Origin of the sequence: Bradyrhizobium xenonodulans (assembly GCF_027594865.1) — a bacterium.
Lineage (GTDB): Bacteria > Pseudomonadota > Alphaproteobacteria > Rhizobiales > Xanthobacteraceae > Bradyrhizobium > Bradyrhizobium xenonodulans.
In genome coordinates this window covers 1,295,915-1,314,041 of the sequence record NZ_CP089391.1, presented here as the reverse complement: position 1 = coordinate 1,314,041, position 18,127 = coordinate 1,295,915, and the positions used below count along the sequence as shown (strand labels likewise).

Annotated in this window: 19 protein-coding genes; 6 read left to right on the top strand and 13 right to left on the bottom strand. The window is 64.8% G+C overall.

The features are described 5' to 3' along the window. Positions 1–148: 148 nt before the first annotated feature. The gene (dnaG, locus tag I3J27_RS06245; RefSeq protein ID WP_270166465.1) at positions 149–2,161 is read right to left on the bottom strand and encodes a DNA primase; all 2,013 of its coding nucleotides are present in this window, start codon (positions 2,159–2,161) and stop codon (positions 149–151) included. A 160-nt stretch (positions 2,162–2,321) separates the two neighbouring features. Here dnaG and I3J27_RS06240 point away from each other — a divergent pair, with 160 nt between their 5' ends. Then, entirely contained in the window at positions 2,322–2,885 is a 564-nt protein-coding gene (locus I3J27_RS06240; RefSeq protein ID WP_270166463.1) for a chlorite dismutase family protein, read from the top strand. On the opposite strand, the gene I3J27_RS06235 is transcribed toward I3J27_RS06240, so the two are convergent. Next, positions 2,882–3,280 carry a gamma-glutamylcyclotransferase family protein gene (locus tag I3J27_RS06235; RefSeq protein ID WP_270166461.1) on the bottom strand — a complete coding sequence of 133 codons (399 nt, stop codon included), beginning with the start codon at positions 3,278–3,280 and terminating at the stop codon, positions 2,882–2,884. The genes I3J27_RS06240 and I3J27_RS06235 overlap by 4 nt on opposite strands. Before the next feature lie 128 nt (positions 3,281–3,408). Beyond that, a complete protein-coding gene (locus tag I3J27_RS06230) occupies positions 3,409–4,320 on the bottom strand; it encodes a transglutaminase family protein (protein ID WP_270166459.1) in 912 nt (303 codons plus the stop codon). Between the two features lie 93 nt (positions 4,321–4,413). Here I3J27_RS06230 and I3J27_RS06225 point away from each other — a divergent pair, with 93 nt between their 5' ends. Then, on the top strand, positions 4,414–5,220 hold the full coding sequence (locus I3J27_RS06225; protein WP_270166457.1) for an N-formylglutamate amidohydrolase: 807 nt from the start codon (positions 4,414–4,416) through the stop codon (positions 5,218–5,220). On the opposite strand, the gene I3J27_RS06220 is transcribed toward I3J27_RS06225, so the two are convergent. The 4 genes from I3J27_RS06220 to I3J27_RS06205 all read right to left on the bottom strand — a co-directional run bounded on the left by I3J27_RS06220 (position 5,217) and on the right by I3J27_RS06205 (position 9,113). Then, positions 5,217–6,188 carry a DUF3592 domain-containing protein gene (locus I3J27_RS06220; RefSeq protein WP_270166455.1) on the bottom strand — a complete coding sequence of 324 codons (972 nt, stop codon included), beginning with the start codon at positions 6,186–6,188 and terminating at the stop codon, positions 5,217–5,219. The genes I3J27_RS06225 and I3J27_RS06220 overlap by 4 nt on opposite strands. Positions 6,189–6,284: 96 nt before the next feature. Further along, positions 6,285–6,905 carry a LysE family translocator gene (locus I3J27_RS06215; protein ID WP_270166453.1) on the bottom strand — a complete coding sequence of 207 codons (621 nt, stop codon included), beginning with the start codon at positions 6,903–6,905 and terminating at the stop codon, positions 6,285–6,287. Positions 6,906–7,125: 220 nt separating this feature from the next. Beyond that, positions 7,126–7,638 carry a hypothetical protein gene (locus I3J27_RS06210; RefSeq protein WP_270166451.1) on the bottom strand — a complete coding sequence of 171 codons (513 nt, stop codon included), beginning with the start codon at positions 7,636–7,638 and terminating at the stop codon, positions 7,126–7,128. Between the two features lie 29 nt (positions 7,639–7,667). Next, complete coding sequence (locus I3J27_RS06205; RefSeq protein WP_270166449.1) at positions 7,668–9,113, bottom strand: LVIVD repeat-containing protein; 1,446 nt, start codon at positions 9,111–9,113, stop codon at positions 7,668–7,670. A 116-nt stretch (positions 9,114–9,229) separates the two neighbouring features. Between I3J27_RS06205 and I3J27_RS06200 the strand changes: the two genes are divergently transcribed. Genes I3J27_RS06200 through I3J27_RS06190 form a run of 3 tightly spaced genes read left to right on the top strand, consistent with a single transcriptional unit; the run spans position 9,230 to position 10,516 of the window. Beyond that, positions 9,230–9,544, top strand: a complete 315-nt coding sequence (locus I3J27_RS06200; protein ID WP_200498124.1) for an ArsR/SmtB family transcription factor — start codon at positions 9,230–9,232, stop codon at positions 9,542–9,544. Then, positions 9,537–10,004 carry an SRPBCC family protein gene (locus I3J27_RS06195; RefSeq protein WP_270166445.1) on the top strand — a complete coding sequence of 156 codons (468 nt, stop codon included), beginning with the start codon at positions 9,537–9,539 and terminating at the stop codon, positions 10,002–10,004. Before I3J27_RS06200 ends, I3J27_RS06195 begins: the two co-directional genes overlap by 8 nt. Then, positions 10,004–10,516, top strand: a complete 513-nt coding sequence (locus I3J27_RS06190; RefSeq protein ID WP_270172586.1) for an SRPBCC family protein — start codon at positions 10,004–10,006, stop codon at positions 10,514–10,516. Before I3J27_RS06195 ends, I3J27_RS06190 begins: the two co-directional genes overlap by 1 nt. 192 nt (positions 10,517–10,708) lie before the next feature. Here the strand turns inward: I3J27_RS06190 and I3J27_RS06185 are convergent, their stop codons facing one another. Next, on the bottom strand, positions 10,709–11,479 hold the full coding sequence (locus I3J27_RS06185; RefSeq protein ID WP_270166443.1) for a DUF2189 domain-containing protein: 771 nt from the start codon (positions 11,477–11,479) through the stop codon (positions 10,709–10,711). Between the two features lie 274 nt (positions 11,480–11,753). On the opposite strand from I3J27_RS06185, the gene I3J27_RS06180 reads away from it, so the two are divergent. Further along, entirely contained in the window at positions 11,754–13,976 is a 2,223-nt protein-coding gene (locus I3J27_RS06180; protein ID WP_270166441.1) for an ATP-binding protein, read from the top strand. Here the strand turns inward: I3J27_RS06180 and I3J27_RS06175 are convergent, their stop codons facing one another. The 5 genes from I3J27_RS06175 to I3J27_RS06155 all read right to left on the bottom strand — a co-directional run bounded on the left by I3J27_RS06175 (position 13,977) and on the right by I3J27_RS06155 (position 18,109). After that, positions 13,977–14,420: a hypothetical protein gene (locus tag I3J27_RS06175; RefSeq protein ID WP_270166439.1), complete on the bottom strand. Its 444-nt coding sequence runs from the start codon at positions 14,418–14,420 to the stop codon at positions 13,977–13,979. Positions 14,421–14,422: 2 nt separating this feature from the next. Then, a complete protein-coding gene (locus I3J27_RS06170) occupies positions 14,423–14,791 on the bottom strand; it encodes a YybH family protein (RefSeq protein ID WP_270166437.1) in 369 nt (122 codons plus the stop codon). Positions 14,792–14,871: 80 nt separating this feature from the next. After that, positions 14,872–15,339, bottom strand: coding sequence for a MarR family winged helix-turn-helix transcriptional regulator (locus tag I3J27_RS06165; protein ID WP_306417052.1), 468 nt, complete (start codon positions 15,337–15,339; stop codon positions 14,872–14,874). Positions 15,340–15,348: 9 nt separating this feature from the next. Further along, entirely contained in the window at positions 15,349–16,959 is a 1,611-nt protein-coding gene (locus I3J27_RS06160; protein ID WP_270166433.1) for an acyl-CoA synthetase, read from the bottom strand. Between the two features lie 10 nt (positions 16,960–16,969). After that, positions 16,970–18,109, bottom strand: coding sequence for an epoxide hydrolase family protein (locus I3J27_RS06155; RefSeq protein WP_270166431.1), 1,140 nt, complete (start codon positions 18,107–18,109; stop codon positions 16,970–16,972). Positions 18,110–18,127: the final 18 nt, after the last annotated feature.

The window sequence follows — 18,127 nt, the reverse complement described above, 5'->3', positions numbered from 1 at the left end:
CCTGACGCGTCTGTTCTGCCTGCGGCCGCCTGGTGGCCAAAGTGCTACAAGACCGTTAAGCCTCGATTAACCCTGTTTTTGCCGCCAAACCTTGGATTTGGCGAGTCTTTTAGCGGTTCCGGCCCCGGCCGTCCGCATGATTCTTTCATCACACGCTCTTCTGGAACCGGCCCGACAGCTCGCCAAAACCCTCGATCAGGGCCTCGGTACCGTCGACTTCTCCTATCCGAGCCTTGACGTCACGCAGCCACGCCAAATTGGCCTCGCTGGGGTCCTCCCCCAAGGCCAGCTCGGCGTCCTTCAACTCTCTAAGTAGTGAATGGTATTGGCGATGCAAGGTAACGAGCTGGTGCCAGGTGGCGAGAACATCGTCCCGCGCCGCTCCCTCACGGGCGCCCCACACCGCCGCGTTCGTGATGCCATTCTCAACTCTTTGAAGAAGCTGAGAAAATCCGCTCTTTTCGATGTCGGAGCGCATCTTATCGGCCAGCTCGCCCGGGTCTGGGGAGTGGTGATGGTCGTTGGCGAAGGCGGCGATGATACCGGCCCGCAGCTTATGGGCCTCGGGATGGGCCAGCTCCAGGGCGGCGACCTCCTCCAGATGGTCATGCAGCAGCCAGGGGTGGTTGATCAGGCATTGCAGGATCAGCGCCTCCCGGCGGGAGATGGCGCTGCGCTGGCCCTTCATGATCGGGCTCGTCGCGAGCTGCGGGCTCGCGGCCTGGTAGGGGCCGGAGGGAATAAAGGCAGGGCCGGGGGCCCCGCGCCGCCCTTGGCTGCCGAATCCCTGGCCCCCGAATCGATTCGCCTGTCCCCCGCTGCGGGGCTGGAAGGAGCGCCCGGAGTTACCTTGGAAATTGCCCCGGCCGGCAAAGCCGCCGCGGCCGCCCTCAGGCGCGAAGGTGCGTCGAAGCCGCTCGGCAAAATCGTCGCGATAATAGCGCCGAACCACTTCGTCGCGGATGCCGTTGGACAGTTCCTTGATGCGGGCTTCCAGCGCGGCGCGGCGCTCGGGTGTTGAAAAATTGCCGCCTTCGAGCTCGCGCGACCAGATCATCTCGGCAAGCGGCTTCGCCGCCGCGATCACTTCCTCAATCGCACCGCGGCCGCCGGAACGCGCGAGATCGTCGGGGTCCTGCCCTTCCGGCAGCAGCGCGAAACGAAGACTCTTGCCGGGTGCGAGGAACGGCATGGCAAGGTCCGCGGCACGATAAGCCGCCTTCTGGCCGGCGCGGTCCCCGTCGAAGCAGAGGATCGGCTCGTCCGCCATCTTCCACAGCAGCGCGAGCTGGCTTTCGGTGAGCGCGGTGCCGAGCGGCGCGACGGCGCCGGGAAAACCAGTCGTCACCATCGCGATGACGTCGACATAGCCCTCGACCACGATCAGCGCGCTGCCGTCATGGGTGGCCTTGCGCGCAGTCTGGTGGTTGTAGAGATTGTCGCCCTTGTGGAAGAGCGGCGTCTCCGGCGAGTTCAGATATTTGGCCGGAACGTCCTTCTCCAGCGCGCGGCCCCCGAAGGCGATGACGCGCCCCCGAATATCCGTGATCGGAAACATCACGCGGTCGCGGAAGCGGTCGTAGGGCACGGGGATGTCGTTGCCGGCCACGAGCAAGCCGGTCTCGACCATGTCGTCGACGGAGATTCCGAGCTTGCCGAGATGCTCCTTCAGCGCGAAGCGATCGGGCGAGGCATAGCCGAGGCGGAACTGCAATTGCGTCGCCGGCGAGATCGCGCGATCGGCGAGATAGCCGCGCGCCTTGGCACCGACCCGCGAGGCCAGCGTCTCCGCGAAATATGTCGCGGCAATATCCATGACGTCGTGCAGCGTGCGGCGACGCTGCTCCTGCCGCGCCGCATCGGGCGTCACCGCCGGCAGCGCCAGCCCCGCCATGCTGGCGAGCCGCTCCACGGCCTCCGCGAACGGCAGGCCGTCGGTCTCCATCACGAAGCTGATGATGTCGCCGTGCTTGCCGGAGGAGAAGTCGTGGTAAAAGCCCTTCTGGTCGTTGACGTAGAAGGACGGCGTCTTCTCCTGCTGGAACGGCGACAGCCCCTTCCACTCCCGCCCCGCCTTCTTCAGCTTGACGCGCTTGCCCACGACTTCGGAGACCGAAAGCCGGGCGCGAAGCTCGTCGAGGAATTGGGGCGTGAAGCGCATCAGGTTAATTTCTGGGTGAGTCGGGCGTTGGGCCAATCGGATAGGCATATAAGGATGGCCCCGCAAAATACGAAGCACTTGGGGCTTCTCCCGGCTATTCACAGGCCGAAAGATTCGACAGAAAGCTTGAACCCGGCCCGGTTCCACGCTTCCATGGGCCATGTTCAGGACCTTTCGAGGCGGCCATAGCGGGGGTTGGCGCGTCACCTCGATTTCACCGGTGACGGGCGAGCCCCTGCCCTTCATGCCGGCGCTGTCGGTCACCGACAGCGAGGCCGTCTCGTTGCCGCTGGTCCCCTCACGCAATGCGTGGCGGCTGGTCGGCGTCGCCAGCAGCCTCCGCTACACCGAGCGGCCCGAGAAGCAGCAGCTCGTTGCCGTGCAGGCCGGGCTCGGCCGGATCGAAGCGACGTCCGCGGCGCTGATCCCGATCCGCAAGTCGCAGGCCTGGTGGAAGCTGACGCAGGAGGAGCGGCGCAGGATCTTCGAAGACAGGTCGCACCACATCGCCAGCAGTCTTCGTTTTCTGCCCGCCATCGCCCGGCAGCTCTATCATTGCCGCGACCTCGGCGGCCCCTTCGACTTCCTGACCTGGTTCGAATACGCACCCGCGGACGCCGCGCTGTTCGAGGAGCTGGTCGCGATGCTCAGGCGAACCGAGGAGTGGACCTATGTCGAGCGCGAGGTCGACGTGCGTGTCGTGAAGGAAGTGCTGTCGGCTTAGTGGTCGAGAAAGCGACCTGACTCGATGCGCGGCAGATCGGTCACGGGCCAGTTGTAGACGTAGGTCCACGCCTTGTCCGTGGCGCCGTCAGGCAGCGTCACATCGATCAGCTGGCGCAGATATTCGGTCGGCTCCGGAAAGCCTTCGCCGCAGGCCTCGTACATGTCGAGCTCGCCCAGCAGCTCGTCGGGCACGCGCAGGTGAAACAGCTCGCCGTGGACGATGTCGGAGGCCGCCTCCGACATCAGCAATCCCGGGTAATGCTTCACCAGGACGAGCCGGCCGCGGCAGGTGGCGTCACCCAGAAAATCCGCATGGCTCGCGAGCAGCCGCGCCATCGGATGGTCGAAGCCGCGCATCAGGGTGCCGTAGACGAACAGACGGTCGGAGGTCATGGGGGCTCTATAGACGCTCAAAGCCGTCATTGCGAGGAGCTCTTGCGACGAAGCAATCCAGACTGCCGCCATGGAAAGACCCTGGATTGCTTCGCTTCGCTCGCAATGACGAAGGATAGCAGCTCCATCTACAAAACCTCTGCTTCCAGCTCCTCGCCGCTGCGCTCTTCGTCCGAGACCACCCTGATGCTCACCTCCATGACATCGAAGGCGTCCTGGGTGCCGATATAGACGCCGTGCAGCGGGATCGCCTGGCGCGGGTCGCGCGCGACCGCGACGCGGATGAGATCGCGCGTGCCGACGATCCCGTTGGTCGGATCGAACTCGATCCAGCCCGCACTCGGCAGATAGACCTGCACCCAGGCATGCGTCGAGCCGCCGCCGACATGGTGCTGGGCGATGTCCTCAGGCACGAAGATGTAGCCGGAGACGAACCGCGCGGCGATGCCGAGATGGCGCAGCGCCTCGATCATGAACAGCGCGTAGTCGCGGCAGGTGCCGCTGCCCGACTGCATGGTGTGAAGCGGATGCTGCGTGCCGGGCTCGTGCCGCCTGCGGTATTTGAACTGCTTGCGGATGGCGTGGGTGATGCGGCTCAGGATCCTGAAGGTCGGCGACGGCGCCTCCTCGTCGAGGAAGCCGCGCGCCCATTCGCCGAGCTTGCCGTCGGGATCGGCATATTGCGGCGTGGTGTACTGGACGAGATCGGGGAATTCCTCGTCGTCGTAGACGAACGGATAGAAATAGGCGGGATCATCAGGCGTCAGCGCGAACTCTTCCACCGGATTGTGCGCGACGGTGACGTGCCAGTCGAAGGTCAGACGATCAGCGCGCTCGTCGAAATCGGCGATCGCGACCGAATTGCCGAACACGTCGTGGATCCAGCGCAGCGACATCGGCTCCGGCGAGATCTCGAGCTGACTGTCGAGCACGCGCAGATCGTGCCCGTCGCGCGGACGCAGCATGATCCTGTGCGCACCGAACGCCACGGGGCGGTTGTAGCGATATTCGGTCTTGTGGTGAATCGTCAGCAGCGGCATCGTCAGGCAATCATGGCGATTTTGGGCGAACCAATTTATAGCGATTCTTTGCCCAATTTTTCGGGGCGACTGCTTTTTCCATAGGCAATCAGGATGGCTTTAGACACAGCGGAGGCGACGGATCAACTCCTCGGCGAGGGAGACATTCCGCCAGTGCATGAGGTGAATGCAGGAGGGACATCGCCCTTCCTGCTCACCTCGGATCATTACGGGCGCATCCTGCCGCGCGCGCTCGGCGATCTCGGCGTTGCCAAGAGCGAGCTGACGCGGCACATCGCCTGGGACATCGGCATCGCCGGCGTCGCCGAGCGGATGGCCAGGATGCTCGATGCACATCTGATCGCGCAGCGCTATTCGCGGCTCGTGATCGACTGCAACCGCTCACCGGGCGTCGCGAGCTCGATCCCCGTGATCTCGGAGGCAACCACAATCCCGCGCAACGAGGCCATCTCCGAGGGCGAGCGCGCAGCACGGCGGCGCGAGATATTCGAGCCCTATCATTGCCGCATCAATGCGGCGATCGACCGCCGCCTGCACGACGAGCGGCCGACGGTGCTGGTGTCGCTGCACAGCTTCACGCCCGTCTATGCCGGCGTCGCGCGGCCCTGGCACATCGCCGCGCTCTACAATCGCGACACCGTGCTGCCGCAGCTTCTGCTGAAGCATTTGCGCAGCGAGGGCGATCTCGTCGTCGGCGACAACGAGCCCTATGCGGTCAGCGACCTCGGCGACTACACCATCCCCGTCCACGGCGAAGCGCGCGGCCTCGTCAACACCGGCATCGAAATCCGTCAGGATCTGATCGCGGATCAATCCGGCCAGCAGGAATGGGCCGAGCGGCTGGCAAGGATCTTTGCGAAGATCGAGGTGGAACTGCAGGCGGAGAGACTGGTCGATTAGCCCCGCGTCGCGACGAACAATGCGAGCGCGGCGAAGATCGCGGCGATGCCCCACAGCAGCCAGGCGATGCGGACGGGGCCGCTTGTATCGAGCGTGGCCTCGGCCGGGTTGTCGGGATTGACGCGCACCTCGACGGTCGCGCCGTCCCGGTAGCGCGACATGAGCTTCTTCAACATCGCTTCGGACGTCCCGGCCGCAATGCGCGCGCATTCATTGGTGTAGCTGACGTTCTGATAGCGATAGGTGTAGGTCACGCGCTTGCCGAACATCTCGGTACCGCGGCGCTCGCCGGGCTCGCTGGCCTCGTAATATTGCTCGATTCCCGACAGCTTGATCGTGCCCCGCACCACCGGCCAGCGTGCCGCCATCGACGCCTGCCGTCGCACCCCATACCCCATCAGCGCAATGACGATGCCGAACGCGCCGAGTCCGACGACGAGGCCCGCGAGATCGGGCCGGGCGATCTGGTGCGCGAGGTATGCATAAGTCTGGTTGAGACCGAACGCCGAGCCGAACACGATGCCAAGCACGATCGCCGTGCCGATGCCGAGGCAGCCCCAAAGCCCCTTGGGCAGGTCGCGCTCCAGCACGGCCTGATCGGGATGGCGCGGATTGTAGTAGACGGTGACGATGCTGCCGGCGGGATACTTTGCAAGCTTCTCGGCGACCTCGAAATTGCCGAGATCCTCGCCGATCGAGATGCAGTTGCAACGCAGCTTGCGGCCGCCGACCGCATATTCGTAAGTCACGTTCGCGAAATTGCGTTTGTCGAGGCGATAGCCTTCCTCGCGGTCGCTGTCGGAGACCCTGACCTCGCGCACCTCTGCAACCGAGGTGACGACCTTGCCCGGTGCCTGCGGCCAGTTGCGCGCCTCGCGCACCTGCCAGGTCTTCACAACGGCCGCGACCAATAACAGCCCGAGCGGTGCGAGCAGCATCGCATAGACGAACCAGGGCAGATCGGGCACGGCCAAATTCCTTCGTCAGCGGCAATGCCTGATTGGACGCATCGCCGCCGCGAAGGGTTCGAGGCCAACCGGCCGGTCGGAAGTTATTTTGGGCGGTTATTTCGCCCTTGTCAGCGCCAGCCAGATGCCGCCGCCGATCATGAAGCCGCCGGAGATGCGCGACATCAGCCGGGTGCGGCGGGCCGAGAAGAACTTTCGCGCGCGCCCGGCTGCGATGGCATAGAGCGCATCCGTCATGACCGCCGTGACCATGAAGGTGGCGCCCAGCAGCGCGACTTGCGGAAAGTGCGGCTGGTTCATGTCCATGAACTGCGGAATGAAGGCGCCGAAGAACACCAGCACCTTCGGGTTCGACAGGAGCACCAGAAAGCCTTGCAGGAAGAACCCGCCGCGCGGCGGCGCCGGCGGCTCGTCGACATTGACGCCCTCGACCGGTGCCCAGATCAGCCTGATGCCGAGCCAGACGAGATAAGCGGCGCCGGCAAAGCGCACCCAGTCGAACCAGTAACCCATGGTCGACATCAGCGAGGTCAGGCCGACCGCGACGATGCCGATGACGATGGCGAGCCCGGCCTGCGCGCCCGCGACATTGGTCAGCGCCGCGCGGGTGCCGTGGCGCAGGCCGTTGGCGATGACGAGGGTGACGATCGGCCCCGGCAGCAGCGCCAGCGCAATGCAGGCGGCGACAAAGGCGAGATAGGCTTGCATGGACATCATGGGGAGGACTCGGCTGAGGTTTCGGGGCATTAATGCATGGGAGGAGCGGGAACGGAAGACTGATGAGCGCGGGGTGTACGCCCGATCGGCGTCATACCCCGCGAAGGCGGGGTATCCAGTACGCCGCGGCTTCTCCGTATCCCACCAGTGTCTCTGGAATACTGGATCACCCGCCTTCGCGGGTGATGACAGCGGAGCGCGCGGCGTGGCCGAGGTTTGCTCACCGTCCATCCAGCGCCGCCGCCACCCATGTCCTCATCCCCTCCGTCTCCAGAAACGCAAGCGCCGTGCGCTGCACCACGTCTGCTTCCGCACGACCCTGCGCTGCCGCAACGAAGAGATCGCAGCGGCGTGAGACGGCGATGCCGATTGCCACGTGACGGACGTCCGGCATGTCGAGATCATAGCGCCTGGCGCGACCACGCAGCTCGCCAACGCCCACTTCCTCACCCGGTGCGACCGCTGCAAAGCGCGGGCTGATCAGATCGATATCCGCGACCCGATCGACCTCATCGTCATCGGCGACGCCGCGATTGCAATTGCAGAAGCCGCGCTTGGCACGAATGTAGAGCTCTGCGCCCGCGCAGGCACCGTCGCAACGAAAGGCGCGCCCGGCGGGCCAGCCGTCGCGCGGGAACGGCCAGGCAATCTCGCGCCAATGCACTGTCTGTTCCGCCGGCGACGGCGCAAGCTGATAGGCCCCGACGCCGGATACACCGAGCGCGATCACCATCGCCGCGATCGCCACCCCGCGCCGCACCGTCAGTTCCTCGGCAGGCCGGCGACGGCGCGCGCAGGTCCGGTCAGCTCGAGAATGTGCAGCCCGGTATTGGCGCGGTCGACGATGTAGATGTAGCCGCGATCGTCGGTCTCGACATTGTTGGTCTGGATCGCGACCTTGCAGCGCTCGCCGCCTTCGATCGGAATGCAGCGCTTGTCCGTCGCGCTCGTGATCGCCGGGATGAAATAGCCGACCTCCTTCGGATGATAGGGATCGCGGATGTCGAGCGCGCGCACCCCGGCATTGAAGAAGGCGATGAAGGCCATCTTCTTGTAATAGACCGGCGCCATGCTCTCGTTCGACGAATGCGAGCCGAAGCGGCCGCCGCGCTGGCAGAACTGTCCGCTCGCCTCCGGCACCGTGTAGCTCGAGATCATCATCGGCCGCATCTCGGTGGTGACGTCGGCGAACCAGACCATCTGCCGCGCCTCGCCGCATTCGTTCAAAATCGCCTCGTCGACGATCATGACGATGTCGCGGGTCTTGCCATCCTTGTCCTCGGCGAATTCGGCAACGGGCATATCGAGCATCGGGAACGTCGTGTGCGCGCCGTTGAAGGCGGACATCGGCATACGCGAAATCTCGGGATAGCGCAGATTGTCCGGCGTCGGCTCCTTCGGTCCGTTCAAGAGCTTGTCGCGATCGACGATCTGAAGGATGCCGCCCTTGTTGGTGCCGTAGCCGAAATAGACGCGGTTGCCATCGGGGCCGCTCGAGATCGGCCCGTGCAGCTCGGTCGGCACCGCGCCGGTCGAGCCCGGCTCCTGGCCGGGCAGGCCGAAGTCGCGGATCTTCTGCGGATGCGCGGGATCGGAGAGATCGTACACCTGCGTCATGCGTCGCGTGCGCCAGTCCGGTGCGCCCGAGACGAGAAAGGCGATGCCGGTGTCGCATTCCCACCAGCTCTTGTGCGTGTCCTTCAAGCCGCCGAGGCGGGTGACGAGTACGGGATTGGCGGGATCAGCGACGTTCCAGATCTCGTGCGCCGCGCTGCCGAAGGTGCGCAGCATGTAGACGGCGTTCGGATCGCCCTTCGGCAACGACTTGCCGTCGCATACCCGCACCATCTGCGCGCCGCCGGATTCGTACTTGCCCTCCTGCCCCGGCAGGTGTCGCAGGTATTTTGGACGCGCGGGATCGGTGACGTCAACGATCGATGTTCCGTTCGGCTCGGCCTGCGCCGTCATTGGATTGAGGGGAGCGGGCACGTCGTCGGTGCCGCCGTGATGGCCGATATAGGCAATCCAGCGGTCGCCTTGGCGATGAATCGTCGGCTGATAGGCACTGCGCGCCTGGAGGTCGTTGGTGCCGACCAGCTTCATGTTGGAGGCTTCGGGCGGCGCGCCGATGGTCTGCTTTTGCGCGTAGGCCGCGGTGCCGCAGGCAAAAAGGACGAGGCCTGCAGCAGTCAAGACGCAGCGGAACATCGAAGTCCTCCCGGAACCAATCTTCGTTGGCTGAGCTTCAAGGCTAGCACAGCCATTTGCGTGCGCCAAAGACATCATCTTGACATGCAACCATTTGGTTGCATATTATCCCTGCCATGGATGAGGTCTTCAAAGCGCTCGCCGACGCGTCACGACGGTCGCTGCTGGACAGGCTTCACGCCAGGAACGGCCAGACGCTGAACGAGCTCTGCGAGGGCCTTTCGATGACGCGGCAGGCCGTGACCAAGCACCTTGTCATTCTCGAAGAGGCCAATCTGGTCACGACCATCAGGCATGGCCGCGAGAAGCTGCACTATCTCAACCCGGTGCCGATCCATCAGATCGGCGAGCGCTGGATCAGAAAATTCGAGCGCGGGAAACTCGCCGCGCTCAGCGAGTTGAAACGCCAGTTGGAGAAGCGTGATGAGTAAACCGGAATTCGTCTACGTAACCTATATCGAGACCACGCCGGAAAAACTGTGGGAGGCGCTGACCGACAGCGCGTTCACGAAGGCCTACTGGTTCGACACCGAAGTCAGGTCCGACTGGAAGGTCGGCTCGCCCTTCGCCCTCGTGATGGGCGGCAAGGTCACGGACACCGGCGAGATCCTCGAGGCCGACCGGCCGCGACGGCTGTCCTACACGTTCAAGCACGAAGCGGATGCCGAAATGCGCAAGGAGCCGGCGACAAAGGTCGTTTTCCGCATCGAGCCCTGGGGCAATCTCGTGAAGCTGACGGTGACGCATGAGGGCTTCACCACAGGCAGCAAGTTGCTTGACGGCATCTCCAAGGGCTGGCCCGCCATTCTGTCCGGGCTCAAGAGCCTGCTCGAAACCGGCAAGGCACCGGCGATCCCGCCCGCCGCGCTCGACTTCGAAGGATTTAAATGATGACCCTCGACCAGTTCAAGCCGCTGACCGTCTACACCATCTACATCGCCTCGACACCGGAGAACGTGTGGGAGGCGCTGACCTCGGCCGAGTTCAGCAGGCAGTACTTCTTCGGCAATGCCGTCGAGGTCGAGCCGCGACTTGGCGGCGCATTCACCGTGCGCACGCCCGACGGCGCGTTGCACATCAGCGGCGAGGTGCTCGCCTACGATCCGCCGCGAAAGCTCGCCGTCACCTTCAACGTCAACTGGCCCGAGCTGATCGAGAAGCTGGGGCCGACCCTCGTCACCTACGAGATGGAGCCGGTCGGCGATGCGGTCCGGCTCACCATGAGCGAAGGCCATGATCGCCCGCTCAGCGACGACATCCTTGCCGGCGGACGTTCGGGCTGGCCGGCGATCCTCTCCAGCCTCAAGAGCATGCTCGAGACCGGCAAGCCGCTGGTCGTCAAGCTGGGCCCGCCGCAGCGGATGCTGGATGCGCTGAAGGCGATGGGAATCAAGACGCCGTAAACAGCGGCCACCAATGCCGTCGTCCCGGACCAGCGAAACGCCGATCCGGCCACAACCACAAAATCGTAGGGTGGGCAAAGGCGCATTTGCGCCGTGCCCACCACCAAGCCAACACTGCAACAGACGCGTGGGCACGCTTCGCTTTGCTCACCCTACGGCACCGCGCAAGGGAGAAAGAGAAACAGCGACGAGTCACACCCGCACCACCAGCCGCCGGTAAAGATGCCACGTCGCGTGCCCGAGCACCGGCAGCGTCACGATCAGTCCGAGAAAATACGGCAGCGCCGACACGATCAGCAGCATCACGATGACTGCGGCCCACGAGATCATCGGCAGCGGACTGGTCACGACCGCGCGCACGCTCGTCACCATGGCCGTGACGAAATCGACCTCGCGGTCGAGCAGCAGCGGAAACGACACCACGGTCAGCGAGAACAAGATCAGCGACAGCACGGCACCGACCGCGTTGCCGATGGCCAGGAACAGCAGGCCCTCGTTCGTCGTCAGCACCACCGTCATGAATTCCTGGAGGCTCGAGAACGAGGCGTGCAGGCCGAGCAGCAGCGCGATCAGGAGCCGCACCTGGTACATCCAGATCACGAACACGAACAATGTGACGAACGCCATCCAGCCGATCTCGCTGCGCGAGCGTATCGCCGACCAGATGGCGCCGAAGGAGACGGGCTCGCCGCGCTCGCGGCGGCGGCTGACCTCGTAGAGGCCGATCGCCACGAACGGCCCGATCAGCGCGAAGCCGGCCGCGAGGGGATAGACGAGATAGACCATACCGAAGGCGGTGAGACACAGCATGATGGCGATGCCGCCGCCGGCGTAGAGCGCGCCGAAGCAGAGCCCGTAGAACGGCAGCGCCTGGAAATCGCGCAATCCCTCGACCAGCGCTTCAGCGATGTCGGTCGCCGCCACGGGCCGCACCACTGGATCGACTTTGCCCGAAATCGACATTCGGCTCCCTCCCTGATCTGCCGGCGCGATCTTCGTCGCACGCGGATTGACGTCGATAGTAGCGCCCTCGCGGCCGGCATGCACGCGCGAGTTGATCGCCGGACGTCGGTACCGCAGAAGCCCTTTCGGGGCTCATCCATGATGCGCGCAACTTCAGAAATCTTTCCCCATCGATGCCTTTTCCGCACGATGCCTATGGACTGAGCGGAGGATGGTGCCGCAAATTGTACCTTCGAAGCAGCACACGCGATGACCAGTTTGGACCGCCCGACCGATGAGCTTGCGTACCCGGCTACTGATACTCGTCATCGCCGCCATGCTGGTGCCGGCGATCCTGGTCGGCTTGCGTTTCATGCAGAACCGGAGCAGCGAGGTCGACGCGGCCCTGGCCAACCTGGCGGCGTCGGCGGACAACATCGCGAGCGATCTGGACGAGAAGATCCAAGGCACCGCCCAGCTTCACTATGGTCTCGCCCGCGCCCGAGATCTCGACACGCGCGACAAGGCGGCATGCTCGGCGTTTCTGTCGGATGTGCGCGAGGAGTACCCGCAGTTCACCGGGATCCTGACCATCGATCCGGACGGCAGCCTGTTCTGCGACTCGCTGCGGACCGACCGCAAGCTCGATCTGAGGGATCGCGCCTATTTCAAGCAGGCCCTGGTCTCGCGCAACGTCGTGCTCGAGCCGGTGTTCGGCCGGCTGACCGGACTATCGGTGCTCCAGATCGCCTATCCGGTACGATCGGACGCGGGCGCACTGAAATTGATCCTGCTGGCGTCGTTCAACCTGCGCAAATTCGCCGAGCATCACCACAAGCGGCTGCTCGGCGAGAAGGACATCCTGCTCATCGACGGCAATGGCACGGTTCTCGTCGCGCCCTTGGGCGGAGGCTGGACCGGGCCCGTCGGCGCGTCGATCGCGGGATCCGACCTGTTCCGCTTCGCCACCGCTCCCGATCGGAAGATGTTTCAGGAGGTGACCGATCGCGAGGGCCGCACGCAGGTCTGGGCCGCGGCCCGCTCGCCTTCGACCCGTGATGCCGGCCTCACCATCCTGGTCGGACGGTCCAAGGACGGGCTGGTCGCGGCGGCGAATCGCCGGCTCTACGAGGACGTGGCAATGCTCGCGGTGGCCTCGCTGCTGTTGCTGGCGGCCGTCTGGATCCTTGCGACTGTGAGCGTCGGACGCCAGGTCGGCCGGCTCGCCGCGATGGCGAAGACGCTCGGACGCGGCGACCTCGGCGCACGAATTCCACCTCCCCATCCGGGCGGCGAGCTGGGCGGGCTGATGAGGTTGCTCAACGACACCGCCGAGTCGCTCCAGCAACAACGCGCCGCCATCGCAGACCTCAACCAGAAGCTCAGTCAATCCCAGAAGATGGAGGCCATGGGCCAGCTCACCGGCGGCGTGGCGCACGATTTCAACAATCTCCTGACCGTCATTCTCGGCAATTCGGAGCATCTTGCCGACAGGCTGGCGGGCAACAAGGAGCTGCACCGGATCGCCAACGACATCGCGACCGCGGCCGAGCGCGGCTCCGATCTGACGCGGAGTCTGCTCGCCTTCGCGCGCAAGCAGCCGCTGCGGCCACGCGACATCGACATCGCCGGCAAGATTCACGAGATGGAGCAATTGCTGCGCCGAACGCTGGGCGGGCAGATCGAGTGCGCCGTCACGCTCGAGCCGGACGTGTGGCTGACCAGCATCGATCCCGGCCAACTGGCGACGGCGCTGCTCAATCTTGTGCTCAACGCGCGCGACGTCATGCCGCTCGGCGGCAAGCTGACGATCGAGGTGCGCAACATTTCGCTCGGGGAATCCGACCTCGACGTCAACGGCGAGCCGCGGCCGGGCGACTACGTCATGGTGGCGGTGACGGACACCGGCAGCGGCATGACCGCCGAGGTGGCGAGCCGGGCGTTCGAGCCGTTCTTCACCACCAAGGAAGTCGGCAAGGGGACCGGGCTCGGCCTCAGCATGGTCTACGGGTTCGTGCGACAGTCCGGCGGCCTCGTGCAGATGCAGTCCGAGCCGGGACAGGGCAGCGTCGTCAGGCTGTTCTTTCCCCGCCTTGCAACACCGCAAAACGAGCATCCGGCACCTGCGGAACGGATCGTCACGCACGAGGGAAGCGAGACCATTCTCGTCGTCGAGGACGACGATATGGTTCGCGCCTATGTCGAGAACGAGCTGAAGATCCTCGGCTATCGCGTCATCGCGGCATCAAACGGTCCCGCGGCGCTCGATCTGTTGCGCCAGCGAGGGGACATCGACCTGCTGTTCACCGACGTCGTGATGCCCGGCGGCATGTTCGGCCCGGAGCTTGCGAGGCAAGCGACCCAATTACGGCCCGGGCTCAAGGTGCTCTTCACCTCGGGCTACACCCAGGATCCCGTCAAGACGCCCGACGGGGTCGACGCGCGCATTCTGACAAAGCCGTTCAAGCGGCAGGATCTCGCCGCGATGCTGCGGTCCGCCCTGTCGGCAACGCGCTGATCAGGGACGAGACACGAGCAGCAGCGCGACGCCGAGATTGGCGGCGAACAGGGCCGCGTCGATCACGAAGATCCTGAGCATCGGGCCTTTCAGCACGGGCCAGTAAGCCACCCCGACACGCCCTCCGCGCATCAGGACCGGCAGGTTATAGGCGAACTGGCTGAAGTGGCAGGCGGCGAAGAACAGGAACAGCGCAAGCTGGGCCTCGACCGGCTGGAAGAAGTGCGGACGCGCCGCCAGCAGATAGAACGACAAGAGCCCGATCGGCAGATTCATCCCGCCCAGGAACGCGACGCTGGCCGCAAGCGTCGGCGCGATCGGATTGCTGCGCTCTTCTCGCGGCAAGAGGATCTTCAGCGTGTTGGCTTGCGCGATGCTGAACTGGATGAAGGCGCCGCCGAACCAGAGCGTATTGAGGAGCAGGACGAAATCAGAAAGGTGCATGATCATTTTCCGTAGAAGGCTTCGCTGCGCACCACACGGCCCGCATCGTCGAAATCCATGAATTCGCTGGCGCGGGTGTCGCCGAGCTGCCACCACACCGTCAGCCGCGCGATCGTCTCGTCCCAGCTCCAGCTCAGGATCTTCAGGTCGGCGCTTTCGATGTGGCCATAGGCCTTCCGCCAGTAGGCGCGGATGTTCTCGGCCCCAGTGACTGTGGGAGACCCCGTCAGCGTGAGCGCCAGAGGACTGCGCATCTGGGCGTTGTCGGCGAAATGCGCGACGACCGTGTCGATGTCGACCCGGCACCAGCTCGCGCACCATGCCGCGACAAAGCGTTCGGCGGCGGCGCGGTCCATTTTATGCCTGCCCATGACGCGGCCCTCCCCGGCTCATTAGCTAGGAAAGTGGCAAAGCCCGCGCCTAATGTCAACTATGTTGACTTGAAGCCGCGTCAGGTGTTGTCGGCGATTGTTCCCATGACGGCCATCCACGCCGCTGCACCCGGCGCCCCGACGAGGTCGAACGCCTCACGCATCACCTTGCGCTCGTGCCCCGAAGCCGTTTGCTCGACCTTTTGCCCCGCAGCCGTCAGGCGCAGCAGCTTGGAGCGATGCTGCTCGGGTGAGCGCTTCGCCGTCAGGAGCTTGCGCTCCAGCAGCAAATTGAGCGGCCGGTTCAGGGCCTGCTTGGAAATGCCGAGGATCTCGATCAGCGCGCCGATCGCGATGTCGGGCCGGCGCGCCACCACGTAGAGGATACGATGGTGCGGACGCGACAGGCCCTGCTTCGCAAGATATGCGTCGGCCTGGAGCGTCATCCCGCGCCAGCCGTAATACATGAGCTCCAGCGCCGCATCGAGATCGTGCAGCTTGTCGAGCGAGGCGCGGTGAAGCCCGGCGGCTTGAGACATCTTTGGCATCGGAAGAAGCTAGCCCCTCGCCCGTAGCTCGCGCCGCAGCACCTTGCCGGTCGCGGTCATCGGCAGCGCCTCCGCGAATTCGACGAAGCGCGGATATTCGTGGGCGGCGAGTTGCACCTTGACGAACTCCTGGATCTCGCGCGCGAGCGCATCGCCCGGCGCAAAACCCGGGCGCAGCACGATCCACGCCTTGATCGATTCGGTGCGGATCGGATCGGGGATGCCGACCACGGCCGCCATCGCCACCGAGGGATGCTTCATCAGCGTGTGCTCGATCTCGGAAGGGCCGACGCGGTAGCCCGCGGTGGTGATGACATCGTCCTCGCGGCTGACATACCAGAAATAACCGTCCTCATCCTGCACGCCGAGATCGCCGGTCAGCAAGAACTCGCCGGCATATTTCTTCGCCGTCGCCTCCGGATTGCGCCAATATTCGAGCATGGTGACGGGGCACGGCTGGCGCACGCCGATGATGCCGCGCTGGCCCGTGGGCAGCTCCTCGCCCTTGTCGTTGACGATACGGACGTCGAAGCCCGGCGTCGCCTTGCCCATCGCGCCGGGGCGGATCGGAAACAGGTTGGAGTTGCTGCCGATCACGAGATTGCACTCGGTCTGGCCGAACACCTCATGCGCATCGATACCGAAGGTCTCGCGCACCCAGCCGAGCAACTCGCCGCCGAGCGATTCACCACCGGTGAAGATGCTGCGCAGCTTGACGCCCGGATGCTTCACGCCGGCCTGCCGCATCAGCTTCAGCGCGGTCGGCGGCAGGAAGACATTGCGGACACCGAGATCGGCCATCATCTGCATCGCCGCATGCGGCTCGAATTTACGCGCGCGGTGACCGACCAGCGGAATGCCGTGGTACCAGAATGCGAACAGGGCGTTGACGAGGCCGCCGATCCACGCCCAGTCCGCCGGCGTCCACATCAGATCGCCGGGGCGCGGCAGGAAATTGTGGCACATCTCGACATTGGGGAGATGGCCGAGCACGACACGGTGCGCATGCAGCGCGCCCTTCGGATTGCCCGTCGTGCCCGAGGTGTAGATGATCAGCGCGGGATCGTCGGCCGAGGTATCGACGCAGGCGAAATCGGGCGAGGCCGCCTTGACCGCATCCCAGAACGATGTCGTGCCCGCGGGCGCGCGCTCGCCGACCACATAGACGTTCTTCAGATCCGGCAGGCGGTCGCGAATCTTCGCGAGCTTCTCCCAGCCGCCCTCATCGGTGACGATCGCCTTGGCCTGCGAGTTCGACAGGCGGAATTCCAGCGCGTCCTCGCCGAACAGCGCGAACAGCGGGATCGAGATCAGGCCTGAGCGGAACGCCGCCATATGCGCAATCGGCAATTCGAGCGACTGCGACAGGAACACCGCGACGCGGTCGCCGCGCGCAAGGCCATCGGCCTTGAGCACGTTGGCGAAGCGGCGCGACATCTCCGCGACCTCGTCGAAGGAGGTGCGCGTGGTGGCGCCGTTCTCGTCGACATAAACAAGCGCGAGACGGCCCGTGCCATCGGCATGGCGGTCGCAGCACGCCTCCGCCATGTTGAAGCGCGCGGGGATGTCCCAGCGGAACTTGCGGTTGAGCTCGTCGTAGGTCTTGGCCTCGGTCAGCATGGATTTGATCCTACCGCACGGTCGCGAAGAACTTGCGGACATCGCGCACGAACAGCTCCGGCTGCTCGAAGGCGGCGAAATGCCCGCCCTTCTCCATCTCGCTCCAATGCGTGATATTGTGGAAGTTCGGCTCCATCCAGCGCCGCACCGGCGTGATGATCTCCTTGGGGAACGCGGCGACACCTGTGGGCACGTTGACCTTGGGCGTCGTGCGGCGCTTGCCAAAACTCTCCCAATAAAGCCGCGCCGAAGAGGTCGCCGTCTCGGTCGCCCAGTACAGCATGACGTTGTCGAGCAGCTCGTCCTTGCTGAAAATGGTCTCGGGATGGCCGTTGCAATCGGTCCAGGCCCAGAATTTTTCCAGAATCCAGGCCGCCTGCCCGCTCGGCGAATCCGTCAGGCCGTAGCCGAGCGTCTGCGGCCGCGTCGATTGCTGCTTGGAATAGCCGGAGTCGAGGTCGACGTAATGTTTGAGGCCAGCGAGCGCCCGCTTCTCCTCTGCTGTCGGCTCGCCCTCGACCTTCGGTGCTGCGTTGAAGGCGAGCGTGATGTGGATGCCGGCGCAATGCTCCCGGTCCTGCGCGCCGAGCGAGGTCGTCACCGCCGAGCCCCAGTCGCCGCCCTGCGCGCCGTAGCGCGCATAGCCCAGCCGGTCCATCAGCTTGGCCCAGGTCGCAGCGATGCGGTCGACGCCCCAGCCGGTGTTCCCAGGTTTTGACGAGAAGCCGAAGCCCGGCAGCGAGGGACAGATCACGTGAAACGCATCGGCGGGATTGCCGCCATGCGCGGCGGGATCGGTGAGCGGCGCGATCACCTTCTGGAATTCGACGATCGAACCGGGCCAGCCATGGGTGATGATCAGCGGCAGCGCGCTTGCTTCTTTCGAACGCACGTGGATGAAGTGGATGTCGAGCCCGTCGATCTCGGTGGTGAACTGCGCGAAGCGGTTGAGCTTGGCCTCGCGGACGCGCCAGTCATAGCCATCAGCCCAGTAGGTGCAGATCTCCTGAATCCATTTCAGCGGCGCGCCCTGGCTCCAGTCGTCCACCAGCTCCGCCTCCGGCCAGCGCGTGCGGGCCAGGCGCGACTTGAGATCGGAGAGGATGTCGTCGCTGATGGCGATGCGGAACGGCTTGATGGCGCCGGTCATCGGTTGGCTCCCGATTGT